The 25,248-nt window shown below is 63.7% G+C and carries 19 protein-coding genes; 13 read left to right on the forward strand and 6 right to left on the reverse strand.

From position 1 onward, the window contains the following. On the reverse strand, positions 1-818 hold an 818-nt coding region (locus DOM32_RS11580), incomplete at its 3' end, for a sulfurtransferase (protein ID WP_110634663.1). Positions 819-1,122: 304 nt separating this feature from the next. Here DOM32_RS11580 and DOM32_RS11585 point away from each other — a divergent pair. Continuing rightward, positions 1,123-2,439 carry an NCS2 family permease gene (locus tag DOM32_RS11585; RefSeq protein WP_110634665.1) on the forward strand — a complete coding sequence of 439 codons (1,317 nt, stop codon included), beginning with the start codon at positions 1,123-1,125 and terminating at the stop codon, positions 2,437-2,439. Positions 2,440-2,897: 458 nt separating this feature from the next. Here DOM32_RS11585 and rsgA read toward each other — a convergent pair whose 3' ends face one another. Beyond that, the gene (gene rsgA / locus DOM32_RS11590) at positions 2,898-3,941 is read right to left on the reverse strand and encodes a small ribosomal subunit biogenesis GTPase RsgA (RefSeq protein WP_071233260.1); all 1,044 of its coding nucleotides are present in this window, start codon (positions 3,939-3,941) and stop codon (positions 2,898-2,900) included. 152 nt (positions 3,942-4,093) lie between these two features. Here rsgA and orn point away from each other — a divergent pair, with 152 nt between their 5' ends. Continuing rightward, the gene (orn, locus tag DOM32_RS11595; protein WP_110634668.1) at positions 4,094-4,723 is read left to right on the forward strand and encodes an oligoribonuclease; all 630 of its coding nucleotides are present in this window, start codon (positions 4,094-4,096) and stop codon (positions 4,721-4,723) included. A gap of 40 nt (positions 4,724-4,763) precedes the next feature. Here orn and queG read toward each other — a convergent pair whose 3' ends face one another. Then, positions 4,764-5,855, reverse strand: a complete 1,092-nt coding sequence (gene queG, locus DOM32_RS11600; protein WP_110634671.1) for a tRNA epoxyqueuosine(34) reductase QueG — start codon at positions 5,853-5,855, stop codon at positions 4,764-4,766. Positions 5,856-5,999: 144 nt separating this feature from the next. Between queG and DOM32_RS11605 the strand changes: the two genes are divergently transcribed. The 11 genes from DOM32_RS11605 to DOM32_RS11655 all read left to right on the forward strand — a co-directional run bounded on the left by DOM32_RS11605 (position 6,000) and on the right by DOM32_RS11655 (position 19,723). Then, positions 6,000-7,517, forward strand: a complete 1,518-nt coding sequence (locus DOM32_RS11605; RefSeq protein WP_110634673.1) for an NAD(P)H-hydrate dehydratase — start codon at positions 6,000-6,002, stop codon at positions 7,515-7,517. Then, entirely contained in the window at positions 7,501-8,010 is a 510-nt protein-coding gene (gene tsaE, locus DOM32_RS11610) for a tRNA (adenosine(37)-N6)-threonylcarbamoyltransferase complex ATPase subunit type 1 TsaE (RefSeq protein ID WP_110634676.1), read from the forward strand. The genes DOM32_RS11605 and tsaE overlap by 17 nt, the downstream gene beginning before the upstream one ends. Then, positions 8,004-9,581, forward strand: coding sequence for an N-acetylmuramoyl-L-alanine amidase (locus DOM32_RS11615; RefSeq protein WP_208625378.1), 1,578 nt, complete (start codon positions 8,004-8,006; stop codon positions 9,579-9,581). Before tsaE ends, DOM32_RS11615 begins: the two co-directional genes overlap by 7 nt. 189 nt (positions 9,582-9,770) lie before the next feature. Continuing rightward, entirely contained in the window at positions 9,771-11,762 is a 1,992-nt protein-coding gene (gene mutL, locus DOM32_RS11620) for a DNA mismatch repair endonuclease MutL (protein WP_110634678.1), read from the forward strand. A 33-nt stretch (positions 11,763-11,795) separates the two neighbouring features. After that, positions 11,796-12,776 carry a tRNA (adenosine(37)-N6)-dimethylallyltransferase MiaA gene (gene miaA, locus DOM32_RS11625; protein WP_110634841.1) on the forward strand — a complete coding sequence of 327 codons (981 nt, stop codon included), beginning with the start codon at positions 11,796-11,798 and terminating at the stop codon, positions 12,774-12,776. Positions 12,777-12,904: 128 nt separating this feature from the next. Further along, positions 12,905-13,156, forward strand: coding sequence for an RNA chaperone Hfq (hfq, locus tag DOM32_RS11630; RefSeq protein ID WP_071233255.1), 252 nt, complete (start codon positions 12,905-12,907; stop codon positions 13,154-13,156). Positions 13,157-13,170: 14 nt separating this feature from the next. Next, positions 13,171-14,493 carry a ribosome rescue GTPase HflX gene (gene hflX, locus DOM32_RS11635; RefSeq protein WP_071233254.1) on the forward strand — a complete coding sequence of 441 codons (1,323 nt, stop codon included), beginning with the start codon at positions 13,171-13,173 and terminating at the stop codon, positions 14,491-14,493. Between the two features lie 194 nt (positions 14,494-14,687). Next, the gene (hflK, locus tag DOM32_RS11640; RefSeq protein ID WP_071233253.1) at positions 14,688-15,923 is read left to right on the forward strand and encodes an FtsH protease activity modulator HflK; all 1,236 of its coding nucleotides are present in this window, start codon (positions 14,688-14,690) and stop codon (positions 15,921-15,923) included. Further along, positions 15,923-16,888, forward strand: a complete 966-nt coding sequence (gene hflC, locus DOM32_RS11645) for a protease modulator HflC (protein WP_071233252.1) — start codon at positions 15,923-15,925, stop codon at positions 16,886-16,888. Before hflK ends, hflC begins: the two co-directional genes overlap by 1 nt. Before the next feature lie 259 nt (positions 16,889-17,147). Then, the gene (locus DOM32_RS11650; protein ID WP_110634681.1) at positions 17,148-18,329 is read left to right on the forward strand and encodes an ATP phosphoribosyltransferase regulatory subunit; all 1,182 of its coding nucleotides are present in this window, start codon (positions 17,148-17,150) and stop codon (positions 18,327-18,329) included. 101 nt (positions 18,330-18,430) lie between these two features. Next, on the forward strand, positions 18,431-19,723 hold the full coding sequence (locus tag DOM32_RS11655) for an adenylosuccinate synthase (protein ID WP_071233250.1): 1,293 nt from the start codon (positions 18,431-18,433) through the stop codon (positions 19,721-19,723). Between the two features lie 145 nt (positions 19,724-19,868). On the opposite strand, the gene DOM32_RS11660 is transcribed toward DOM32_RS11655, so the two are convergent. The 3 genes from DOM32_RS11660 to DOM32_RS11670 all read right to left on the reverse strand — a co-directional run bounded on the left by DOM32_RS11660 (position 19,869) and on the right by DOM32_RS11670 (position 25,220). Further along, positions 19,869-21,092 carry an alginate lyase family protein gene (locus tag DOM32_RS11660; protein ID WP_110634683.1) on the reverse strand — a complete coding sequence of 408 codons (1,224 nt, stop codon included), beginning with the start codon at positions 21,090-21,092 and terminating at the stop codon, positions 19,869-19,871. Continuing rightward, positions 21,089-23,851: a tetratricopeptide repeat protein gene (locus DOM32_RS11665; protein WP_110634686.1), complete on the reverse strand. Its 2,763-nt coding sequence runs from the start codon at positions 23,849-23,851 to the stop codon at positions 21,089-21,091. The genes DOM32_RS11660 and DOM32_RS11665 overlap by 4 nt, the downstream gene beginning before the upstream one ends. 127 nt (positions 23,852-23,978) lie before the next feature. Next, positions 23,979-25,220 carry an alginate lyase family protein gene (locus tag DOM32_RS11670; RefSeq protein WP_071233247.1) on the reverse strand — a complete coding sequence of 414 codons (1,242 nt, stop codon included), beginning with the start codon at positions 25,218-25,220 and terminating at the stop codon, positions 23,979-23,981. Positions 25,221-25,248: the final 28 nt, after the last annotated feature.

A 25,248-nucleotide genomic window follows, 5' to 3' on the forward strand; every position in this document is an offset into this window, starting at 1 on the left:
GGCGTATCGTCGCGATTGCCCCATTCCTTCCATGAGCCGGGATAGGCGCGAACGTTGTCGTAACCGAGCGCCTTGGCGGCGAGCCAGGTGAGTCCGCTACGGTGGTGGGTCTGGCAGTGGGTGACGATCTCCTTGTCCTGGGTCAGGCCGCGGGCTTCCAGTTCGGTAACGAGTTCGGCGTAGTCGCGCAGGCGCAGGTCGTGGTCTTTGTCCATCACGTCCAGCCAGTCGAGGTTGACCGCCCCGGGAATATGGCCCCGCTTGCGATTGTCGCCCTTGGTGCCTCGATATTCCTCGTCGGAGCGGGCATCCCAGATCGCGAGCGCAGGATCGCCGAGTCGCTCCATCAGTTCCTCGCGCCGGATCAGAACCTGCGAATTGAGGTAGGCCGCTTCGTACTGGCTGGGCTTGGGCGAGGCGGGCGTGGTGGAAACCGGCTGACCGTCGGCACGCCAGGCGTGGATTCCGCCGTTGAGGTACGAGTAACGGCGGTGGCCGATCAGTTCCAGCGTCCAGAGTAGACGCCCGGCCCAACCGCCACCTTCATCGTCGTAGGCGACGACGTGAGTCTCCGGGGTCAGCCCGAGTTCGGAAAACAGCGTGCTCAGGGCGGCTTCGGAAGGCACATCGTTGGGCACCTCGCCCGTGCCGGCCAGCAGGCGACGGGATTCGAGGAAGATCGCGCCCGGCACGTGACCCGATTGGTAACTTTCGGCCTTGAGCGGCACGTCGATGATCAGCAGGTGCGGATCTTCGAGGTGCTGCGCTAGCGTGGCCGGGTCCAGAATCAGTGGCAACTGAGGGGTTTCCGAGCTCATGAGCGGTGACTCCAGTCGTGATCGTTTCTGTCGTGATCTTGATGCGGCAATGGCCATGATGATGGCACACGTGCCTCTCGCTAGGGTAGCGGATGGCGTCGCGGAGCGGATCCGCTATACTGCGCGCCGCTCGAGAGTGGCGTCTACCTGTTCGCAAGGTCGAATTCGGACGGGGTTTTTCGGCCCGATGACCTCTCGGCTCTTTTCATGGGGACCATCCTCGTATACAAAATTCACGGACGCGAGCGGTTCGCGTCACCAATAACAATCATGATTGCCAGGAGATTGCTGCGTGCTTGAAAAAATGTTCTCTCTGCGCTCGCTGGGGACGACGGTCAAAACCGAAGTGCTGGCGGGCATCGCGACCTTCCTGGCGGCGATGTACATCATCGTGGTCAATCCTTCGATTCTTTCCAGCGCCGGTGTCCCGTTCGCCGGCGCCCTGACGGCCACCGTGCTGATCAGCTTCTTCGGCAGCGTGATGATGGGCCTCTATGCGCGCAACCCGATCCTGGTGGCGCCGGGCATGGGGATCAATGCGCTGTTCACCTACACCATGGTGCTGGGTGCGGGCATCGAATGGCAGACCGCGCTGGGCTGCGTGTTCTGGTCCGGCGTGCTGTTCGGGCTGCTGGCGCTGTTCAACGTGCGTCGCTACGTGGTCGATGCGATCCCGGCAACGCTGCGTCACGCCATTGCCTGCGGCATCGGCCTGTTCATTACCGTGATCGGCCTAGTCAACGCCGGCATGCTGGTTTCCAACCCGGCCACGGTGGTGGGCCTGGGCGAAATGACGCCGACGCTGGTCACATTCCTGATCGGGCTGGGAATCACCGCCGTGCTGGTGGCGCGCCGTATTCAGGGCGCGCTGATCCTGGGTATCGTCATCACAACGGTACTCGCCATTCCCATCGGCCGGCTGTGGGGCGATGCCAGCGCCATGTCGCCGACCGGTACGCCGACGCTGGTCAACTTCCAGGGTATCTTCGCCTGGCCCGATTTCGGTGCGCTGTGGCAGGTCGATTTCGTCGGCGCGCTGTCGGTGGCCTACTGGCCATTCATCTTCGTGATTCTGTTCACGACGTTCTTCGATGCGATGTCGACGTTCATCGGCGTATGCCAGGCGGGCAACCTGCTCGACGAGGATGGCGAGCCGCGCAACATTCGTCGTTCGATGATGGTGGACGCGTTCTCGGCGTTGATTTCCGCGCCGCTGGGCACCAGCCCGGCCAACGCCTATGTCGAATCCGCGGCCGGCATCAGTCAGGGCGGACGTTCCGGACTGGTCGCCGTGGTCGCGGGGCTGCTGTTCCTGCCGTTTCTGTTCCTGTCGCCGCTGCTGGCACTGGTGCCGGCCATTGCCACCGCGCCGGCGCTGATCATGGTGGGCGTGTTCATGCTCTCGCCGATCCGCACCATCGACTGGCAGCAGTACGACGACGCGATCCCGGCCTTCGTGGCGATGATGCTGATCCCGCTGACCTACTCGATCACCCATGGCGTGGTGTTCGGCTTCCTGACCTTCGTCGCGGTCAAGGTGGGGGTTGGCAAGTCGAAGGAAGTGCGCCCGGCGATGTGGGCGCTGTTCTTCCTGTCCATTTTGATGTTGTTCGAAGGCTGAACCAGACGGCCTGCGCTCGATCAGTCTTTGTTCAAAAGCGGCCCCTGATTGTCATCTTCTGGCGCGGTGTCGCATTGCTGAGCCAGGTTGGCTTTCTCGAAGGCTTGCACCCGAGACGCCTTTCGGAACGGCGCTGAACGCAGAGCGTCGAACCGGGTCTCGCGTCATGGATGACGAGAGATTGCAGTGGAACTACGACTGCCGAGTCCAATCCAGCCTATGGCTCACCGTGACGAGGGGGCTTAACGCTCGCCCCCTCGTCGCTCCCCCTCTTTTTGCGCCACAAGACGACGAAACCCTGAACGACTTTCCGCTTGCGCCTGGGTCGGCGCACAAGGACATCCCTGTCCAGGCGCGCCTCTTGTGGCATCCATGCCACAAGACCCGGCTCAGCGGGCGCCGTTCAGCGTCGTCTTGAAAGGCGCCTGGGGCGGCGCTTCGATAAACCTTGGTGACTCTCAGGACGCGGCGATGTCGTCTCTGATGCGCTGAAAGCTGGCGAAGCGCTGGGGATGAATGTCGCCACGTTCGACGGCGTCGATCAGGGCGCAGCCGGGTTCCTGACGATGGCGGCAGTCGCGGAATCGGCAGTGGCCGAGAAAAGGGCGAAACTCGATGAAGCCTTCCGCCAGCTCGCGCTCGTCGAGATGCCAGAGGCCGAATTCCCGGATGCCGGGCGAGTCGATCAAGTCGCCTCGTCGTGCTCCGTCGGCCGCCGCCTTCAGTGGTAGCGGGTAGAGGCGCGCCGTGGTGGTGGTGTGCTTGCCTTTGCGGGTATCCGTCGACAGTGCGCCGATTCGCAAGGTTTCGTCGGGTAACAGCTTGTCGATCAGCGAGGATTTGCCGACTCCGCTCTGGCCGACGAAGACGGAGGTGCGCGCCGCCAGGCGAGCCTGCAGCGCATCGAGGCCATGCTCTCCACGCGCGGACGCTTCGACCAACGGGTAGCCGAGCCCATCATAGCGCGCCAGCAATTCACGCAGCGCGCCGCCCTCGGGTGGCAGCAGGTCACTCTTGTTGAGCACCAGTACGGGCGGGATCCCGGTATGTTCCGCGGCGACCAGGTAACGGTCGATCAGGTTGGGGTGCGGCTCCGGCTCGACCGCGACCACGATCAGGATCTGGTCGATATTGGCGGCGACGGGGCGCAGTTGCCCGTGGGCATCCGGGCGTTCGAGCACGCTGCGACGCTCGCCGCGGGCGACCACCACGCCGCTGCCGTCGTTGGCCTGGCGCCAGACCACCTGGTCGCCGGTCACCAGCCCTTCGAGATTGGCGCGCAGATGGCAACGGTGCAGCCGGATCTGGTCATCCTCGACGGATTCTACCTCCAGCGAGCGGCCGAAGTGGGCGGCGACGCGGCCTGGCTGCTCGGCCCCGTATTCGCCGGCATCGAGACGTTCGCTATCGCGGTCGTCCTTTTTCAACGCTCTTTCGGTGCGTTCGGCCTGGATCTTCTCGACGCGCCAGCGCTGTTGGCGGCTCAGTTTGCGGCGGCTCATGGTTTGCGGTGACTCATGGTTTTCAGTTCTGGCTGTTGGTGTTTGCCCATCCGTCGTGCCCCGGGGGTAGAATGGCGGGCATTGTAGCCTTTACCGACTTGCCGTGTCCGCCCGCGTCCGCGAGGTCGAGGACACCGACTCTGGAGTTGTTCATGTCTGAACCATCCGCCACTAACTCATCCACCACTAACTCATCCACCACTGACTCATCCGCCTCTGCCCCATCCGCTGCCGGCACACGTAGCGATCTTCTGGTCTGGATCGATCTGGAAATGACCGGTCTCGATCCCGACCGGGAGCGCATCATCGAGGTGGCAACGCTGATCACCGATGCCGAGCTGAACCTGATCGCCGAAGGCCCGGTGCTGGCCGTGCATCAGCCGGACGCCCTGCTCGATGGCATGGACGAGTGGAACCAGAAAACCCATGGCGAATCCGGGCTGATCCAGCGGGTCCGCGAGAGCGCCATCGATACGGCGGAAGCGGAACGCCGCACGCTCGCGTTTCTCGCCACTTATGTCTCGCCTGGCACCTCGCCGGTCTGCGGCAACAGCGTCCATCAGGATCGTCGTTTCATGGAGCGCGAGATGCCGGCGCTCAACAACTTCTTCCACTATCGCAACCTGGATGTCTCGACGCTGAAGGAGTTGGCCAAGCGCTGGAATCCGGCAGCCGCGAGCGGTTTCACCAAGCGCAACACGCACCAGGCGCTGGACGACATCCGTGAATCGCTGGCGGAGCTCAAGCATTACCGCGAGACATTCCTGAAGCTGTCTTCCTGAAGGGCGGATCGTGACGGGCGCGCGACCCGTTCGTCATGGGCTAGGCGCTGGCGATGCGCGCCTCGCGCTTGCGCCGTTGTTCTTCCAGCGCCCAGCGCACATGTTCTCGAACCAGATCTGAAGGGTAGGCCAGACGGGCGCGCAGAGCGCTTTCGACCCGCTCGCTCCAGGGCGCGTTGCCCAGCCCAATGGCGAGATTGCGCAGCCAGCGCTCGTAGCCGATGCGCCGAATCGGACTGCCTTCGGTGCGCTTGAGGAATTCGGTCTCGCTCCAGGCGAACAGGTCGATCAGCTCGGCGCGGTCGAGATCGTGACGCGGCGCGAAATCCGGCTCTGCACTGGCGCGAGTGAAGCGGGTGAAAGGGCAGAACAGCTGGCAGTCGTCGCAGCCGTAGACGCGATTGCCCATGGCCCGGCGGAACTCGAGGGGAATGCTGCCGTGGAGTTCGATGGTCAGGTACGAGATGCAGCGCCGCGCGTCGATCACCTTGTCGTCGATGATGGCGTCCGTCGGGCAGGCGGTCTGACAGCTGGAGCAGGAGCCGCAGTGCTCGCGCTCGAAGGGCGGGTCCACCGGCAGTGGCAGGTCGGTATAGAGTTCGCCGAGGAAAAACAGCGAGCCGGCCTGCGGGTTGAGCAGCATGGCGTTCTTGCCGAACCAGCCCAGTCCGGCTTTCTGGGCCAGGGCGCGCTCCATCACCGGTGCGGAGTCGACGAAGGCGCGATAGCCGATCGGGCCGACTTCGTCCTCGATCCGGCGGGCCAACTGATCGAGGCGCTTGCGAATCAGTTTGTGATAGTCGCGGCCCAGCGCGTAGCGTGAAACGTACGCCTTCTGCGGTTGTCCCAGTATCCTGGTGGTCTCGACCTCGGGCGGCAGGTAGTCCATGCGCGCGCTGATCACCCGCAGTGTTCCGGGGACGAGTTCCTGCGGCCGGGTGCGTTTGCTCCCATGCTTGGCCATGTAGTGCATTTCGCCATGATGTCCGGCGTCCAGCCAGCGCTGCAGATAGCGCTCATGGGTCTGCAGATCGGTATCCGTGATACCGATCGCCTGGAAGCCGAGTTCTCGTCCCCACTGCTTGATGCACGAGGCGAGTTCGTCGAAGTCGATGCTGGATGGCTGTGACATACCGCAGAGAAGCCAACGGAGATAGAAGTGTCGGGTGCGCTACCCTACACCACTAATGAGCCGAGCGTCAGTCGAATGGTAGATGGGACGCCATCTGGCGCCACTCATCGGCAAATCCTCTATCGGAAGATGACAGGAGTCACGATGACCGCCTCTTCTTTTCAGCGGCCGCTCTATCTGGCCGAACAGGTGCGAGAGCTGGATCGCCGAACCATCGAGGCCGAGGGCGACAGCTTCGCGTTGATGTGGCGTGCCGGCGAGTCGGCCTATGACACGCTGCGTGCCCGCTGGCCACAGGTGCGTCGTCTCTGCGTGCTGTGCGGTGGCGGCAACAATGGTGGCGACGGTTACGTCATCGCGGCGCTGGCTGCCGCCGAGGGCCTGGTGGTGGACCTGGTCGCGCTCAAGCCGGTCACCGAACTCGAGGGTGACGCGCGCCGGGCGGCGGCAATGGCGGCTGAGGCAGGTGTCGAAGCGGTCGACTGGAACGATGAACTGACCCTGGATGGCGAGCTGATGGTCGATGCGATGCTGGGTACCGGCGCCAAGGGCGCGCCTCGTGCGCCTTATGCCGCTGCCATCGCCGAGGTCAATGCCAGCGGCCGTCCGGTCATGGCCGTCGACGTGCCCTCCGGGGTCGATGTCGATACCGGCCATGTCGAGGCCGAGGCGATCAAGGCCATGCTGACGGTCACCTTCATCGGCGACAAGTTCGGTCTGCATACCGGAGCGGCGCTCGATGTGGTGGGGGATATCGTCTATGCCTCGCTCGGCGTCGATCCGTTACGGCATGGCGATATCGTGCCGGTGGCCTGGCGCCAGGCGCGCGAGGATCTGGCGATGGCGCTGCCGCCGCGAACGCCCAACAGCCACAAGGGTGCCCATGGCCACGTGCTGGTGGTCGCCGGCGCGCCGGGCATGGGCGGGGCGGCGCTGATGACCAGCGAGATGGTGGCGCGCGTTGGCGCCGGCAAGGTGAGCCTTGCCACCGATGCCGCTCATGTCTCGGCCAGCCTGACCCGTTTTCCCGAGATCATGGCGCGAGGCGTGCGTGGTGCGCCGGATCTCGAGCCGATGGTCGAGGCGGCCGATGTCGTGGCCGTGGGGCCGGGGATCGGCACCGGTGCCTGGGGGCAGGCCGCGTTGCAGCGCGCGCTCGATGCCGGCAAGCCCTGCATCATCGATGCCGATGGCCTCAACCTGCTGGCGCGCGACGAACGGGCGCGCCGTCGGGACGACTGGATACTGACGCCGCACCCCGGCGAAGCGGGGCGCCTGCTGGGCATTTCCACCGCCGACGTCCAGCGGGACCGACGCGACGTCGTCATCGCCCTGCATCGGCGCTGGGGCGGTACCATCGTGCTCAAGGGGGCGGGCACGCTGGTCTACGACGGCGAGCGGCTCACACTCTGCCCGTTCGGCAATCCGGGCATGGCCAGCGGCGGCATGGGCGATGCGTTGACCGGCATCATCGCGGGGCTCGCCGGACAGCTCGAGTCGCTCGGCGAGGCAGCGAGAATCGGCGTGCTGCTCCACGCCCTGGCAGCGGATGCTGCAGCGCTGGATGCCGGCGAGCGTGGTTTGCTGGCGACTGATCTGGCATCCTATGCGCGAACTTTGGCCAACCCTCAACCTGTCTCGAGTCATGCCGATCACACTTAGCGATGAAGCCGCCCAGGTGGCCTTTGGCGAATCCCTGGGCCGAGCGCTGGCCGGACGCGGTCAGGTCCACCTGATCGGCGATCTTGGCGCCGGCAAGACCACGCTGGCCCGGGGCATCCTGCGCGCCTATGGCCATGTTGGCGCCGTCAAGAGCCCGACCTACACGCTGGTCGAGCCCTACGAGACCACCGCGGCCCGGATTTTTCATTTCGACCTCTACCGCCTGGGCGATCCCGAGGAGCTCGAGTTCATCGGCGCCCGTGACATGCTTGGCGACGACGCGCTCTGCCTGATCGAATGGCCGAGCCGCGGCGTCGGCTGGCTACCCACGCCCGATCTCGAGATCCATCTTCGGGTTCATTCCGCGGGGCGGATCGCCTGGGGCATCGCACACAGCGAACAGGGACGTGCCGTCATGGAAAAGTTGCCGACGGGGCTGCGCGATTCGATGAGCGGTGAGGAACCAGTGAGTCACAAGGAAGATGAATGCTGAAAGAAGTGCAAGAGACGCGTCATGATGTCCAATCCGGTCTTGAGTCGTTATGGAATCTCGTCGTCATCCTGAGTCATGCCGCGTTCTTGCTGTTGGGGAGAGGCGTGCGCGCCTGGCCGGCCAAGCGCAAGGGGGCCAAGCATCGTTGGTTGGCCGGTTTGATCTCCCTTTTCTGCCTTGGGGCTGCCGCGCAGGCACAAGCCGTCGAAGTGGACAACATGCGGCTGTGGTCGGCACCGGATCACGTCAGGCTGGTGTTCGACATGTCGGGGCCGGTCAACGCCAACATCTTCACTCTGGAAGGCCCTGATCGCGTCGTGATCGACCTCGACAGTACCGAGCTGGATTTCGATATCGACAAGCTCGATCTGGACGACAGCGCCATTTCCAAAGTGCGTACCGGGGTGCGGGAAAGCGGCGGATTGCGCGTCGTGCTCGACGTCAATCGCTCTGTCGTGCCCAAGAGCTTCACGCTGCCGCCCAATGAACAGTACAGCGACCGTCTGGTGGTGGATCTCGACTATCCCGGCGCCAGTGCGGTCAAGGATCCCATCGATCCTATCGAGGCAATGATTCGCGATCAGGAGATCGCTGCGCAACGAGCACAAACCGAAGCCGTCGCCGAAGGCAAGCCGCAGGAAGCCGAAACGGTGGCTTCCGCCGTCGAGGCGCAGCCGCATCCCAAGCGGGACATCATCATCGCCGTCGATGCCGGTCACGGTGGTGAAGATCCGGGAGCAACCGGTCCTCACAATACTCAAGAAAAGGATGTCGTGCTCCAGATCGCGCGCAAGGTGAAGCAGCGTTTCGACCAGACGCCGGGGTTCAAGGCGTTCCTGACCCGCGATGGCGACTATTACGTCGGCTTGCGTCAGCGCACCCTGATCGCCCGACAGCAGAAGGCGGACTTCTTCGTCTCGGTCCATGCCGATGCGGTTCGCAGTAGCCAGCCCTATGGTAGTTCGGTCTACGCGCTATCCCAGGGCGGGGCGACGTCGGAAACCGCACGCTGGCTGGCGGCGAGCGAGAACCAGTCCGACCTGATCGGGGGCGTCGACGGCAACTTGAGCCTCGACGACAAGGATGAAGTGCTGCGCGGCGTGCTGCTCGATCTGACGATGACCGCGACGATGAACGATTCGCTGGCGACTGGCGGGCAGGTGCTCGATCGACTGGGGCGGATCAACAAGCTGCACAAGTCGAGCGTCGAGCAGGCGGGCTTCGTGGTGCTGAAATCACCGGACATCCCGTCGCTGCTGGTCGAGACCGGCTTCATCTCCAACCCGCGCGAAGAGGCGCAGCTAAAGTCGTCGGCACACCAGGCCAAGCTGGCCCAGGCGATCTACGACGGCATCGTGGCCCATTTCCGCCAGCATCCGCCGCCCTCGAGCCTGCTGGCCTGGCAGCGTGATCAGGGACGCGGCAGCGCCGGCAACGAGTATCGCGTCCAGAGAGGCGATTCGTTGTCCCAGGTAGCGGCCAGCCATAACATCAGCATGAAGGCGCTGAAGCAGGCCAATGGGCTGGACAGTGACATCTTGCGGGTAGGGCAGGTGTTGACCATTCCATGACGACGCTTTGCCTGAAAAATGTCTGCGCTCGGCCATACGGCGTTAAAAATCGGCTTAAAATGCTCATTTACAACCTCGTAAGCTCCGCTTTTTCGCCGATTTTTGCCTTGTCTGACCGTCGCTCGTCGATTTTTCAGACAGAGCGGATGAGTTTCGGACGACTGCGTTGAACGTTGAGGAGATCCTGCGATGAGTGAACCGTCACGCATCCGCATACTCGATCCCCGTCTGGCCAACCAGATCGCCGCAGGGGAGGTGGTCGAGCGGCCGGCCTCGGTGGTCAAGGAGATCGTCGAGAACGCCATCGACGCCGGCAGCCAGCGTATCGAGGTCGAGCTCGAGGCGGGGGGGGCGCGATTGATCCGTGTGCGTGACGATGGCATCGGCATCGGCGAAGACGACCTTCCGTTGGCGCTATCCCGGCACGCCACCAGCAAGATCGCCTCGCTCGACGATCTCGAGGACGTCTCCAGCTTGGGCTTCCGCGGCGAGGCGCTGGCGTCGATCAGCTCGGTGTCGCGCCTCGAGCTGATCTCCAACGCCAACGAAGATCCCGCCGGCGGCTGGCGAGTGGTTGCCGAAGGGCGCCAGATGGAGCCGCGGGTCACGCCAGCGCCGCATCCTCGTGGCACTTCGGTGCTGGTTCGCGATCTGTTCTTCAACACGCCAGCGCGGCGCAAGTTCCTGCGCACCGAAAAGACCGAATTCGGCCACGTCGAGGAGGCCTTTCGGCGCCTGGCGTTGTCCCGTTTCGATATCACCTGGCTGTTGCGTCACAACCAGAAGGCCGTGCATCAGTTGCCCGGCGTGGCTGCGGAGCAGGCCGGTCGGGAGCGGCGCATTGGCGCGATGCTGGGCAAGCGCTTCCTGAACGAGGCTCTGCACGTCGATCTGGAGGCCACGGGGCTCCGCTTGTGGGGCTGGGTCGGCGAGCCGACCTACTCTCGTGCGCAGGCCGATCAGCAGTATTTCTTCGTCAATGGCCGCATCGTCAGGGATCGTCTGGTCGCCCATGCCATTCGCCAGGCCTATCGCGACGTGATGTTCCATGGCCGGCATCCGGTGTTCGTGCTCTATCTCGAGCTCGATCCGCGGGTGGTGGACGTCAACGTGCATCCGACCAAGCATGAAGTGCGCTTTCGCGACGGCCGCCTGGTCCACGATTTTCTGTTCTCGAGCCTGCATCGCGCACTGGCATCGGTGAAACCCAACGGGGCAGTGACGGCAGGAAAGAACGCGGAACTGTCGGGCGATGCAGTCGACGAGGAGACCGGCGCGCCAGCTCGGCAATCGCCCGAAGGGCAGGCTCGTCCCTCCACGGCCTACGATGCGCCCGGCTGGCAGCAGCAGCGCATGCCGCTGGCCGGGCAGCATGCGTCAGGCGGAGAGTCGTCGGCACAGAGTCGTCCCGCGGCCCAGCGGATTCGTGAGTTCATGGCGGGCTATCATGCGCTGCATCCGGAACACGAGTCGTCGCTGCTGACGCCGCGTGATGGTCGCGCTGATGCCCCGGGGGGCGAGGCGGCCGATGTGGCGCTTCGGGAGCGTCCGGCGATGCCGCTCACCACTGATATCAAAACCCAGGACGATACCCAGGCGCCACCGTTGGGCTATGCCGTGGCGCAGCTGCACGGCGTCTACATTCTGGCCCAGACCGAGAGCGGGATGGTCATCGTCGACATGCATGCCGCTCACGAACGGATCGTCTATGAACGCATGAAGCAGCAGATTCATGCCGGCGCGCTCGATGCGCAGCCGCTGCTGGTGCCGGTCTCCATGGCGGTCAGCGCCGGCGAAGCCGAGATCGCCGATCAGGAGCGGGAGGCCTTCGCCCGGCTGGGTGTGGTGCTCGACGCCGCCGGCCCCGAGACGCTGCTGATCCGCCAGGTACCGGCACTGCTGGCGGATGCGGATATCGAGCCGCTGATACGGGACATGCTCGGCGATCTCGAGCGCTTCGGGCGTTCGGACCGTCTCGAGACCCGGATCAACGAGCTGCTCAGCACCATGGCCTGCCACGGCAGCGTGCGCGCCAATCGCCTGCTGACGCTGCCCGAGATGAATGCGCTGCTGCGCGACATGGAACGTACCGAGCGTAGCGGGCAGTGCAATCACGGGCGCCCCACCTGGACCGAAATGTCGATGGCGCAGCTCGACAAGCTGTTCCTTCGCGGCCAGTGAACGAGGATGTCTGTGAACGAAAACGATGGTCGCATGCACGACGAATCTTTTGGTCCGAGAGAGCACGGTGGCGCGAGGCGGGATGATCGTCCGCTGGCGATCCTGCTGCTCGGACCGACGGCCGCCGGCAAGACCGACAGCGCGATTGCGCTGCATCGGCGCTTCGACGCGGAAATGATCAGTGTCGACTCGGCGATGGTCTATCGCGGCATGGATATCGGCACGGCCAAGCCGTCCCGGGAAGAACTGGCAGCGGCGCCGCATCGTCTGATCGACATTCGCGATCCGGCCGAGGTCTATACCGCCGCGGACTTTCGTCTCGATGCGCTGCGTGAAATGAAGGCGATCACGGCCTGCGGCAAAACGCCGCTGCTGGTGGGTGGCACGATGATGTACGCCAAGCGCCTGGTCGAAGGCGTCGCGACCATGCCCGGGGCGGACCCGGTCATGCGCGAACAGCTCCGTCAGCGCGGCGAGCGCGAGGGCTTCGAGGCGCTGCATGCGGAGCTCGTCGAGGTCGATCCGCAGGCCGCCGCTGCCATCCATCCGCGCAATCGTCAGCGCCTGATCCGTGCGCTAGAAGTCTATCGGCTGAGCGGTGTACCCCTCTCCGAGCACTGGCAGCACCAGCAGCGTGAAAACTTTCCGTGGCGATTGTTGTCCATAGCTCTCGCGCCTGCCGAGCGTCATGTCCTGCATGCGCGTATCGCCCGGCGCTTCGATGCCATGCTCGCTGGAGGATTCGTGTCAGAAGTGGCTACATTGAAACAGCGCGGTGACCTTCATGCGGATCTGCCGTCGATGAAGAGCGTCGGTTATCGGCAGGCATGGGAGTACCTCGATGGGGCCTGCGATCGCGGTGAACTGCGTGAACGCGGTATTGCCGCCACGCGCCAGTTGGCCAAGCGCCAGTTGACCTGGCTGCGGCGCTGGCCCGATCTTCATTGGGTCGATAGCTGCGCGCCGGATGTGGGCGAGCGGATTGCGAAAATCGTGCGTGACCACGGCAGTTAGCGTAAAATGGCGGGCTTCGTCCAGACCTATACTTGCGGCGTTGCGATGCCGCCGGTGTGATGCCGAGTCAGAACGAATCGCCGCCCAACTAAAACAGCACCATTCATAACAGTATTAGGGAGAGCAACATGTCCAAAGGACAGTCCCTTCAGGATCCGTACCTGAACATTCTGCGCAAGGAGCGCATCCCGGTTTCCATTTTTCTGGTCAACGGCATCAAGCTGCAGGGACAGATCGAGTCGTTCGATCAGTTCGTCATCCTGTTGCGCAACACCGTCAGTCAGATGGTCTACAAGCATGCCATTTCGACGGTCGTTCCGTCCCGTAACGTCCGGTTGCCGCCGCAGGATCCTACCGCTGCATCCGGACTCGATAGCTAATCGAGAGGTAGTGATTGTTTTTCGAACGTCCCGACGCCGGCGAAACGGCGATTCTGGTCCATGTGGACTTTCAGGACGAGCAGGAGCGCGAAGATCCGGGTGAACTCCTGGAGCTGGTGCGCTCTGCCGGGGCGGAGTCGGCTACCCTGATTCAGGGTAGTCGGCGTCGCCCCGACCCTCGTTCTTTCATCGGCAGTGGCAAGCTCGAGGAGGTCAAGGCCGCACTCGAGACCCACGGCGCCGAACTCGTCATTTTCAATCATGCCCTGTCTCCTTCCCAGGAACGCAACCTCGAACGTGCGCTCAAGTGCCGTGTGCTCGATCGAACGGGGCTGATTCTCGATATCTTCGCGCAACGCGCGCGGACTCACGAAGGCAAACTCCAGGTCGAACTGGCTCAGCTCGAGTACATGTCTACCCGACTGGTGCGCGGCTGGACCCACCTCGAGCGCCAGAAAGGCGGTATCGGTCTGCGTGGCCCGGGGGAAACCCAGCTCGAGACCGACCGGCGTCTGCTGCGTGAGCGCATCAAGTCGATTCACAAGCGTCTCGAGAAGGTCCGCAAGCAGCGCGACCAGAATCGGCGCGCCAGAGCGCGGGCGGAAATTCCGAGCGTCTCGCTGGTGGGCTACACCAACGCCGGCAAATCGACCCTGTTCAATGCGATCACCTCGTCCGAGGTGTACGCCGCCGATCAGCTCTTCGCCACGCTCGATCCGACCTTGCGTCGCCTCGACGTGCCGGATGTCGGCGAGATCGTGCTGGCGGATACGGTCGGCTTCATCCGGCATCTGCCGCACAAGCTGGTCGAGGCCTTCCGGGCCACGCTGCAGGAAGCGACCGAGGCCAGCCTGATCGTCCATGTGATCGACGCTGCCGATCCGGACCGCGAACTCAACGTGGCTCAGGTCGATAGTGTGCTGGCCGAGATCGATGCCGACGACGTGCCCCGGCTGCTGGTGATGAACAAGATCGACCTGCTGGGAACGTCGCCGCGGATCGAACGTGACGAACAGGGCTTCCCGCAGGTCGTGTGGCTGTCGGCACGCGACGGCGAAGGCCTGGAACTGTTGCGCGAAGCGCTCGGGGAATGGCTGGCCGAGGATATCCTCGATATCCGCTTGACGCTGACGCCCGAGCAGGGTCGACTACGAGCGGCGCTGCACGAGTTGCAGGCCGTGCAGAACGAAACGTTCGACGAGCGCGGTCGCTCGAATCTGGAGATTCGCTTGCCCCGGCGGGAGTTTATGCAGATGATGGCTCGCTTGGGCGAACGCGCCGACGATTATTTGCCCACCTCGGAAAAAACGCCGGTTGCCGATTGGGAACGGGTTTGAGGTGAGAAAAACGACGCAGGGAGCTTCGTGGTCTGGCGAGCAGATCCGAGCGATGCAGGGTGACAGGGGATTCGGCATCCGGCCGAACCAGCCCTTTGCACGTCAGTGCAACGCCACGGCGGCTCATGCTCCCGATGCCATGCGTAATGCTTTGGCCTGACGCAACGCTTTGACTGCATCATTGGAGACTAGGTATGGCTTGGAATGAGCCTGGTGGTGGCAACAACCAGCAGGACCCCTGGGGCGGCGGAGGGGGCCGACGCCCGAGTGGTAATGGTGGCAACAACGGCGGTGGCAATCAGGGGCCACCGGATCTCGATGAAGCGCTGAAAAAGTTTCAAGACAAGATCAACCGTCTGCTGGGCGGCCGCGGCAAGCGTTCCGGTCCTGGCGGCGATGGTTCCGGCGGCAGCAATGGTGGCGGTGGCAAGCGCAACCCGTTTTTGCTGCCGATCCTGGTGCTGATCGTGGCGGCCGTGATCTGGGCCGGATCCGGTTTCCATCTGATCGATCAGTCCGAGCGCGGCGTGGTGTTCCGACTCGGCAAGTACACCGAAACCTTGAATCCCGGTCTGCACTGGAATCCGCCGATCATCGATCGCGTGGACAGCGTCAACGTGACCAGCATCCGCTCTGCGACGCAGACGGATTCGATGCTGACCAGCGACGAGAACATCGTTCGCGTCAGCGTCTCGGCGCAGTATGTGGTGAGCGATTCGCATGCGTTTCTGGTCAACGTCAACGAGCCTGAGATGACGCTGCAGAACGCCATGGACTCGGCCTTGCGCCAGGAAGTGGGCAACATGCACCTGCAGGAAATCCTGACCACCGGTCGTGATCGGCTGGGGCAGCGGGTTTTCGAGCGGTTGACGGCCTATATGGAAGCTTACGGTACCGGGCTGCGTCTGCAGACGGTCAACGTCGAATCGACCGCGCCGCCGGATCAGGTCCAGGACGCCTTCGACGACGTCATCCGTGCCCGGGAGGAGCGTCAGCGCTCGATCAACCAGGCCAATGCCTATAGCCAGGCCGTCGTTCTCGAGGCCAAGGGTCAGAAGCAGCGTCTCATCGAGGAAGCCAATGGCTACAAGGCTGCTTCGGTATCCGATGCCATCGGTCAGACCAACCGATTCAATTCGCTGCTGAGCGAATATCGGCAGGCGCCGGACGTGACGCGTCAGCGTCTCTATCTCGAGACCATGAGCGATGTGCTGAGCAAGACGCCCAAGGCGCTCGTCGATCTGGGTGACGGCAATGCCGTGACCGTGCTGCCGCTCAATCAGATGCAGGCTGGCGGTAACAGCAGCCAGAGCGACTCGTCGCCGATGAGCATGCAACAGCTCGAACAGATTTCACGGCAGGTGATCGATCAGATGAACAGTGGCTCGCAGCAGCCGACACGTAGTTCCAGCCTGCGGGAGGGTCGCTAATGTTTAATAATCGCGCCCTGTTTGGCGTCATCATCCTGGCGTTGCTGGCCTGGTTTGCCAGTGCCAGTTTCTACGTCGTCAACGAGACAGAACGGGCCATCAAGCTGCGTTTCGGCGAGGTGATCGAAAACAACATTGGCCCCGGTCTGCACTTCAAGCTGCCGATATTCAACACCGTGCGAATCTTCGACGTACGCGTGCAGACGGTCGACTCCAGCGCGACGCGGTACCTGACGGCGGACTCCAAGGCGGTGATCGTCGACTCCTTCGTGAAGTGGAAGATTGCCGACCCACAGCAGTTCTACGAGGCTACGCGTGGCAACATCCAGGTCGCCGAGAACCTGATCGCGCCACGGACCGACGAAGCATTGCGCAACAAGTTCGGCCAGACCGAGATGTCCTCGATCATCCAGGAGAGAATCGCAGCAGAGAGCGACAATCAGGAACTGGTGGGTGAAGACAAGGGCGCCGACACCGTCGAAGGGGCGCGGGAAGAGCTGATGGTCGAGCCGGTACAGCAGCTTGACCAGGCGATGCGCGACGAGCTGGGTGTCCATATCCTCGATATTCGCGTCAAGCGAATCGAGCTGCCACCCGAGGTGACTCAGGCGGTTTACGAACGCATGAATTCGGAGCGGGAGCAGGCGGCGAGAACCTATCGCGCGGAAGGTTCCCAGCAGGCCGAGGCGATTCGTGCCGACGCCGATCGTCAGCGTCAGGAAATTCTCGCCAACGGTCGCCAGGAGGCGGAGACCACACGTGGCGAGGGTGATGCCCAGGCGGCGCAGATCTATGCCAGCGCCTATCAGCAGGCACCGGATTTCTTCTCGTTCTATCGTTCGCTGCAAGCCTATCGCGACAGCTTCAACGGCAAGGGCAAGGATCTGCTGGTATTGAGTCCGGACGACAGCGACTTCTTCCGCTATCTCAAAGACCCGACGCCTGCCGAGGCTTCGGCGCCATGAGGGGCGGGCGGACGAACGGCATCATCTAGGAAAACGAACGCCCGCGGGATTTCCCCGCGGGCGTTTCGTGGTACTATTGCCTAGCCGGGTTTAGCCCGGCTTTTTTGTGCGGCCTGTTTTTGCGCATTCACGTCTTCATACGATCAAGTCTTTGCGCAATGCACCCGCCTCGCAGCGCTCCGGCTGCAACTGTCACGGGATGGCGAAGCTGGCCTTTGCCTCCGATCTTTACCGACTTACCGCTGGGCAGGAAAAGCTCATGACGATCGCTGACCGCTGGTTGCTACCCGACGGCATGGATGAAGTATTGCCGCCGCAGGCAACCCGGATGGAGGAGTTGCGTCGGACGCTGCTCGACCTGTACGACCGCTGGGGCTACGACCTGGTCATGCCGCCGCCGGTCGAATTTCTCGACTCGCTGCTGACCGGCACCGGCACCGATCTGGATCTGCAGACGTTCAAGCTGACCGATCAGTTGACCGGCAGGATGATGGGTGCCAGTGCCGACGTGACGCCTCAGGTCGCGCGCATGGACGCCCATTCGCTGAAGCGTCAGGGTCCCGTGCGCCTGTGCTATTGCACGACGGTACTGCGGGCCAAGGCCGACAAGCATCAGGGCGGCCGCAGCCCCATGCAGGTTGGCGTCGAGCTCTTCGGTCACGCCGGGCTGGATGCCGATATCGAAGTATTGAGGCTGGCGCTGTCCAGCCTCGAGGCGGCCGGCGCCAAGGAGATTCACCTGGCACTGAGCCACACCGCGATCTACCGCGAACTGGTGCGTGCCGTCGACTGGAGCGACGACGTCGAACGGGCGCTGTTCGATGCCATCGAACGCAAGGCTTATATCGTCATCGACGAACTGGTGGCCGCCAATGTTCGGGATTCCGGGCTCGCGCGGATGCTCAGCGAACTTCCGCGGCTGCATGGCGGGGCGGAGATTCTGGAGCATGCCCAGCAGGTATTGGCCGAGGCCCCGAGCGCCGTTCTGGACGCGCTCGATCAGTTGATGCGGCTGCATCGCGGCGTCGTCGCCGAGCATCCCGATGTGTCGTTCTACTTCGACCTGGCCGAGCTGCGCGGCTACCAGTACCACACCGGAATGGTATTCGCCGCCTACGTGCCGGGATACGGCCAGGCCCTGAGCAAGGGCGGACGCTACGACGATACCGGCCAGGCCTTTGGCCGTGCCCGCCCGGCCACCGGATTTTCCATGGATCTCAAGCAGCTGGCGACCTTGGCCGAACGAGAGCCGCCAACCAATGGCATCTGGGCACCGAACCAGACGGACGCCGCGCTCAATGAGACCATCAATCGGCTACGGGCGCAGGGGGAGCGCGTGATCCAGGCGCTGCCCGACCAGCGGACCGGTCCCGAGTCACACCGCTGCAATCGTCATCTGGTGCTTCAGGATGGCGAGTGGCGTATCGAGCCGCTGAATTGAGCCAACGCTGTCAGAACCTGTTCACAGACGCCAGCGTGGATACAGCAAATGGATCGCGACGAACGACCGGATCGCGACGGGTTGATCAAGAGACGAGAGCAATGGGCAAGAACGTAGTCGTATTGGGTACTCAGTGGGGCGATGAGGGCAAGGGCAAGGTCGTCGACCTGTTGACCGAGTCCGCCAGTGCCGTGGTGCGATTCCAGGGCGGGCACAATGCCGGCCATACGCTGGTGATCGACGGCCAGAAGACGGTTCTGCATCTGATTCCTTCCGGCGTGTTGCGCGACGACAAGATCTGCGTGATCGGCAATGGTGTCGTGCTGTCGCCGGAAGCGTTGATGGAGGAGATCAAGGAGCTGGAGGCCAAGGGCGTGCCGGTGCGCGAGCGCCTGCGTCTGTCGCCGGCCTGTCCGCTGATCCTGCCTTACCATGTGCGCCTCGACCAGGCGCGTGAAAAGGCTCGCGGCATTGCCAAGATCGGTACGACCGGACGCGGTATCGGACCGGCCTACGAAGACAAGGTCGCGCGTCGCGGCCTGCGCCTGGGTGACATCCTGCATCGCGAGCGTTTCGCCTCCAAGCTGGGCGAGGTGCTCGATTACCACAACTTCGTGTTGACCCGTTATCACGGTGAACCGGCCGTCGATTTCCAGGAAGTGCTGGATCAGGCGATGGGCTTTGCCGAAGAACTGCGCCCCATGGTCTGCGACACGGTCTCCCTGGTCCACGATATCCGCAAGTCCGGCGAAAACATCCTGTTCGAGGGCGCTCAGGGCTCGTTGCTGGATATCGACCACGGCACCTATCCCTACGTCACCAGCTCCAACACGACCGCTGGCGGCACGGCGACCGGCTCCGGGGTCGGCCCGCTTTACCTCGACTACGTGCTGGGCATCACCAAGGCCTACACCACGCGCGTCGGCTCCGGCCCGTTTCCCACCGAGCTGTTCGACGAATTCGGCCGGCACCTGGCCGAGAAAGGGCATGAGTTCGGGGCAACCACCGGTCGTGCGCGCCGCTGTGGCTGGTTCGACGCCGTGGCGCTGCGTCACGCGGTGCAGATCAACTCGGTCTCCGGCATCTGCCTGACCAAGCTCGATGTGCTCGACGGGCTCGAGAACATCCGCGTCTGCGTCGGCTATCGCAGCAAGGATGGCGAAACCATCGACAATCCGGTCGATTCCGAAGGGTACGAAGTGATCGAGCCGCTCTATCACGATCTGCCGGGCTGGAACGAATCCACCATCGGGGTGCGTAGCGTCGAGGATTTGCCGGCGAACGCGCGCGCGTATATCGCCTTCCTGGAAGAAGAAGTCGGTACGCCGATCGATATCATCTCTACCGGCCCCGACCGTAACGAGACGATCGTGCTGCGCAATCCGTTTGATTGATCGCTCGCGCCGAGTCACTCGGCGAAGCAATCGGACGGTGAAGCAATCGGACGGTGAAGCAATCGATCGATAAAGCAGTCTATCGATAGAGAAGTCGATAGATGACAGAAGATGGCCCGCTGCCCTGGCAGCGGGCCATCTTCGTTCAAGGGAGGGCAGTGGGCGCCTTCGCCAAGGATAGCAACGCCGTTGCCGCCATGGCCGAGTCACGATCAGGGTCCTGTACCCAGCGCTGGAAGAGCGGTCCGATACGGCCACTGTCTTGCAGCAGGCTGTCGTCTCGCAGCAGACGATGACGCGCCGCTGTCACCAGATTGGGGAGCGCAATGGCGGGATCGAAACCGTGAAGTTCCTGATACGACCAGTCATCGGGGTTGGCCGCATGATCGGCGACCCAGCGATAGGCGGCCGCCAGACGCGTCCGATCCGCTTCCTCTTCCGGCCAGGTCAGCCCCAGCGCCGAAGCTTCGCGGAGCATCACCGACCAGGCTGCCAGATTGAAATTGGCATAGTGCCATGGCCGGGTTCGTTTCAGCTCCAGCGGTTGACGCCCGTCGGGCTCGAACTGCGCTTCCAGTCGGTCAAGCGCTTCATGCAACTGGCGCTTGGCCAGGGCCGGGCGACCGACGAAGCGGGCAAAGGCCACGACCTGCGCGTCATACCAGGTGCCGTGATTGTTGCGCTTGGAATGCTCCTTCCGGCCGTTCTCGCTCGTCAGCATCCAGTCCAGATAGTCGCCGTACCACTGCTTCAGCGGGCCGAGCGTTTCGTCGGTCAGCGCGGGGGAGGGCGCCAGTTGCCGGATCGATTCGGATAGGCCGATCAGCAGCCGACTTTCGATGATGCCGATGCCGCGCCCTTCGACCCGTCCCGGTATGGCCTGGGCGTAGCGCAGGTTGGGGGCCATCCGTGTCTCGGGCGTGACGAACCAGTGGCGAAGTTGCGCGACGGCGCGTTGGGCATAGCGCTCGTCACCGGTGAGGCGGTAACTCCAGGAGAGCACGTTGACGGTGTCGATGAAATCGATCAGGCGCTGCTTGTCGGTTGCATCGCCGAGCGTCGCTTCATTGTATTCACCATCACGCCGCACGTAGGGCAGGCCATCGTCACTGTCCGGGTCCGGCCACCAGTAGGGTGCAAAGCTGAAGTAGTCGTGGGCGTCTTCGCTGGCCGGCAGCCGGGTTTTGTTCACCACGCTGTAGAGCGGTTTCCGGCGTTCGCTCTCGGCCCGGTCGATCACGGCCGAAGCCGCGATGTCCGTCGCGGCCTCGGGGATCGTGGTTCCGGCTGTTGCCACCGGCGCCAGGGTCGGGAGCGCCAGCGCGGCGAGTACCAGTGCCAGCGCTTGTCTTTGGCGATATCGAATCATGTGGAGGATGCATCCCCGGCAGCGGTAGCCGCCTCGGGATTCTCCAGCAGATCCTGGAGGGTATCGATCGCGGTTTCGCTGTCGCCTTCCATGACACCGTCGAGCCAGATCATCGCCTGTTGCTGATTGACGAACTCGACGCCACGCGTTTGCAGAAAGGCCTGAGCCAGCGAGATGCGAGCGGAGCGGTGCCCCTGACGTGCGGCATCGACCAGCAGTTCCGCGCCCTTGTGGGGGTCCCGCGGCAGAACTTCTCCGCTGAGATAGGCGCGTCCGAGTGCGGCCTCGGCGCCGGCATGGCCAGTCTCGGCGGCGGCGGTCAGCAACTGCTTGCCCTTGTCGATGTCCTGGGTGACGCCACCCTGGCCTTCGAGATAGGCCGAGCCCAGCGCCGCTTGCGCGGAGGCATTGCCATTGCTCGCCGAACGGGAAAGCCAGCTCACGGCTTCGTCGGCGTCCGCGTCGACGCCGTTGCCTTCGAGGTAGGCCAGCCCCAGTACGCGCTGGGCGTTGTCGTCACCGCGTTCCGCTGCCTGGGAGAGATAGCGCACGCCACGCTCCGGGTCAGCGGCGACGCCGGTGCCGTTGAGATAGGCTTCGCCGAGCGTTACGCCCGCGGAACCATGCCCGGCGTTGGCCGCGCGGGTCAGCAATCTGACGCCACGTTGCGGGTCGGCGGGGATGCCGTCGCCGGTCAGCAGCATTTGACCGAGATCGGCCTGGGCTCCGACATGGCCGGCGGCGATCGCTCGTTCGAAATAGCCTGCGGCGCGTCTCTTGTTGACGCCGACACCCAATCCTTCCGCATACATCTGACCGAGCGAGGCCGTCGCGCCGGGGTGACCCGCATCGGCGGCTTTCGACAGCCATTTGCGTGCGCTGGCGTAGCTGGCGCGGACGCCCTGGCCGCGCAGATAGGCCCGGCCCAGATCCGCCATGGCCGGGACTTCGCCCATATTGGCCGCGCGGATCAGGTCGTCGATATTGCCTTGCTCGCCGCTGGCGCGGTAGGTACGAGCCAGCGCCTGTCGTGCCGATGGGTGGCCCGCACGCTCAGCCCGCTGGAGCCACAGTTCCGAGCGGTTCAGGTTCGGCGATACACCGACCCCCTCGCGGTAGGCGCGACCGAGCACCACCATGGCGTAGGCGTCACCTTGGTCAGCGGCTTCTTCGAGCAGTTTCACGCCCTGGTGGCTGGCGCCGGGAAGCTTGCCCTCCAGGTAACCCTGGCCGAGCCGTGTCTTCGACGTGGTGTCGGTGGGATCCTGTTCGACGGCCAGGTTCAGCCACCGTTGCGCCTTGGCCGGATCGCGCTGCAGGCCGGTGCCATCCATATATGCGATACCCAGAGTACGCGCGGCGCCGCTCTGTTTCTGGTTGGCCGCATCCGTGAGCAACGCAACGCCCTGAACCGGATCGGCGGGCATGCCTTCTCCCTTGAGATAAGCCTCGCCCAGGCGAGCGGTGGCGTAAGGGTGGCCGAGCCGATTGGCGCGCTTGAGATATTCGACGCCACGCTGCGGCTGTGCCTGGACCTTGTCGCTATCGAGATAGATGTTGCCCAGCAGGGCGAGGGCGTAGGCATCGTTGTGCTGTGCGGCTTGCTCCAGCAGTTGAATGCCTCGCTGGGGATCTTCGGATAACACCACGCCGTCGAAATGGGCTTGCCCCAGGCTGCGCGTGGCGTCGAGCTGGCCCTGCTCCGAGGCTTTGGTCAGCCACTTTTCGGCGAGCGCCGGATCGGCTTCGACCTGGCCTTCGCCCAGATAAGCCTGACCCAGCCAGTAGGCGGCATCCACGTTGCCGGTTTGCGCTGCGCGTTCGAGCATGCTCAGGCCTTCGGAGGGATCCTGCCGGTCGAGCAGCAGATGGCCGGCGGCGGCCAGCGCTTGCGGGTCGCCGCTTTCGGCTGCCCGGTTCAACCACTGCTGCTGACGCTCGGGTTGGGGCAGCAGGCCATCTTCGGCGTAGAGTCGCGACAGCGCGAGCATGGCATCGACATCGCCGCTCTCGGCGCGCGAGGTCATTGCCTGCGCATAACGCTCGGCATAGGCCCGTGCCCGGCTCGGGTCGTTGCCGAAAGCACCGCCGGCGGCATAGTTTTCGGCCAGTTTCTCGAGGGCGCGCGGCTCGTTCTGGGCCGCTGCCTTTTCCAGCTGTTCGCGGGCGGCATCGACATCACGCGGCACGCCTTCGCCTGCCAGCTGCATCTCGGCGACCTCGATGCGAGCGCTGGGGTTGCCGTCGTGGTCGATGGCCTGCTGGAACAGATTCCAGGCCAGGGCGGGGTCCCGCTTGACGCCGTCCCCGGCGAGATAGAGTCGTCCCAATTTCAGCGAGGCGTTGTCGAGCCCGCTGAATTCATAGGGAACGGCCTGGCGATAGTAGTGAACGGCCAGTTCGGGATTGCGGGGGACGCCGGCGCCGTCATCGTAGATTCGCGCCAGCTCGTAAAGGGCTTCGGGGTGCGTCCGTGCCATGGGCTTGAGCAGTTCGATGGCCTTCAGGCTCTGGCCCTCGGCCTGCAGATTGCGGATGTATTCCATGCGGTTCCAGTCGGTCGAAGGCATCGACTCGACGTAGCGATGGGCAAACAGCGCCCGATCCTGGGCGGCGACGGTTTGCATGTCCTGGGTACCCTGGCCGGCGCAGGCGGTCAGCATGATGGCCGAAACCAGGGCCGAAGCCAGGCCCGGTATGAATCGGCTAGTGGGCCGGCGTGACAGGGGCAGCAGGTCAGTGCGAGTGGATATCGTCATGCGAGTCTCCTTTGGGTCGGAGCCGTTCCGTCCCTGGAACGGTCCTGAACAGTGAATCGTCGGATCCCGAGGCCGTGGCAGGGCTCGAACTCGAGCCTCGGGGCGAAATCAGGCGTCGGGCGCGAAATCAGGTATCGGGTTCGAACGTGGCGAGTTGCTGCTCTTCGGGTTCCGGCAGCGCGCGAGGCTGGGCTTTCGGATCCATGAAGTAGAGGGTGACGTAGCCCCCGGCACTGCGGTTGTCGATGGGTCGCTTCTGGCTGACGTAGTGGGAGATTCTCGGATCCTCTCGGTGCTGGAGATAGACCTCCATCCAGGCCAGGTACTGCTCGTCGTCCAGAAAGCCGTAGTACTGGGAGTGGGTCGCCAGGTCACCCAGCGCTGCCGGGTCGTCGAAGGTGTCCAGCGCAAACTGGACCGCATCGTCGACGGTATGGCCGTCGTACTCGAAGTCGAACAGGTCGTAGCCTTGGCGGTAGGCCACCTGCATGATGTTGACGAGGTACAGCAGGGCATAGTTCTGGTAGTGGCTGGCGCGTCGTCCACGAGCCATTTCGTGGGGCAAGGCCCCGCGCGGGGTCATGTCGCTGAGCGCCGAGTAGACGGCGCTGACACCGAACTGGAAAAGCTCGTCGTCGTCCGTCAGTACGCCGATCATGCTGGCGTAGAGCGCTCGACGGTAGAAGTGGTTGTTGCAGCAGCTCGGGTCTCCGCCACGAATGGACGAGTGCTGGTGGGCCAGCGTGTTGAGCCAGTGATTGATGCGTTCGATCGCCTCGGGACGCTTGTCCGCCACGACCGGACGCACGATGGAGTAGGCCATGGCGGCGGCAAACATCATCGACTCGGTCGAGTACCAGCCCTGGGGTTCGAGACGGTCGTAATAGAACTGGCTCAAGGCGTCTTGAGTCGCCCATTTGTCGAGAAACCGCACCAGGCAGTCGGCGTAGTAGTCATCCCCGGAGGCGACGTAGGCGCCAGCCAGATTGGAGACGGTGTCCTCGAAATCGAATAGTGGCTCGGAAGCCAGCTTCCAGGCCTGGGGCTGCGGATAGTAGCCGGGAATCCGGATGACACTGTCCAGCGCCGGCTTGGACAGCTCCTGTTGACAGCTGGGACCGGGCTCGAGCTGATCACTGTTGTACTGCAGCAGATCGTTGTCCGTCTGCTGCAGCAAGGCCATGCGTGCCTTGACGTCGAAATAGGAGGCATCGGGATCGGTGACCGTATATTCCGACAGATCCAGTTTCTGGCGCTGTTCGTAGCTCATCGCCTGGGCCGAAAGCGTCAGCCCCAAGGCGGTTACGCCCAATAGCATCGTGAGAGTGAGACGCAGGCCCACACGGCCTGCGAGTGACGTCCGTTTCATGAAAATCGACTCCCTGTCGAAAGGATGG

The sequence above is a fragment of the Salinicola salarius genome (genome assembly GCF_003206135.1).
Classification (GTDB): Bacteria; Pseudomonadota; Gammaproteobacteria; order Pseudomonadales; family Halomonadaceae; genus Salinicola; species Salinicola salarius.

Coding starts and splice junctions, on each gene's coding strand:
- DOM32_RS11585 (WP_110634665.1), top strand. CDS start 1,123: ATGTTCTCTCTGCGCTCGCTGGGGACGACGGTCAAAACCGAAGTGCTG.
- rsgA (WP_071233260.1), bottom strand. CDS start 3,941: ATGAGCCGCCGCAAACTGAGCCGCCAACAGCGCTGGCGCGTCGAGAAG.
- orn (WP_110634668.1), top strand. CDS start 4,094: ATGTCTGAACCATCCGCCACTAACTCATCCACCACTAACTCATCCACC.
- queG (WP_110634671.1), bottom strand. CDS start 5,855: ATGTCACAGCCATCCAGCATCGACTTCGACGAACTCGCCTCGTGCATC.
- DOM32_RS11605 (WP_110634673.1), top strand. CDS start 6,000: ATGACCGCCTCTTCTTTTCAGCGGCCGCTCTATCTGGCCGAACAGGTG.
- tsaE (WP_110634676.1), top strand. CDS start 7,501: ATGCCGATCACACTTAGCGATGAAGCCGCCCAGGTGGCCTTTGGCGAA.
- DOM32_RS11615 (WP_208625378.1), top strand. CDS start 8,004: ATGCTGAAAGAAGTGCAAGAGACGCGTCATGATGTCCAATCCGGTCTT.
- mutL (WP_110634678.1), top strand. CDS start 9,771: ATGAGTGAACCGTCACGCATCCGCATACTCGATCCCCGTCTGGCCAAC.
- miaA (WP_110634841.1), top strand. CDS start 11,796: ATGCACGACGAATCTTTTGGTCCGAGAGAGCACGGTGGCGCGAGGCGG.
- hfq (WP_071233255.1), top strand. CDS start 12,905: ATGTCCAAAGGACAGTCCCTTCAGGATCCGTACCTGAACATTCTGCGC.
- hflK (WP_071233253.1), top strand. CDS start 14,688: ATGGCTTGGAATGAGCCTGGTGGTGGCAACAACCAGCAGGACCCCTGG.
- hflC (WP_071233252.1), top strand. CDS start 15,923: ATGTTTAATAATCGCGCCCTGTTTGGCGTCATCATCCTGGCGTTGCTG.
- DOM32_RS11650 (WP_110634681.1), top strand. CDS start 17,148: ATGACGATCGCTGACCGCTGGTTGCTACCCGACGGCATGGATGAAGTA.
- DOM32_RS11655 (WP_071233250.1), top strand. CDS start 18,431: ATGGGCAAGAACGTAGTCGTATTGGGTACTCAGTGGGGCGATGAGGGC.
- DOM32_RS11660 (WP_110634683.1), bottom strand. CDS start 21,092: ATGATTCGATATCGCCAAAGACAAGCGCTGGCACTGGTACTCGCCGCG.
- DOM32_RS11665 (WP_110634686.1), bottom strand. CDS start 23,851: ATGACGATATCCACTCGCACTGACCTGCTGCCCCTGTCACGCCGGCCC.
- DOM32_RS11670 (WP_071233247.1), bottom strand. CDS start 25,220: ATGAAACGGACGTCACTCGCAGGCCGTGTGGGCCTGCGTCTCACTCTC.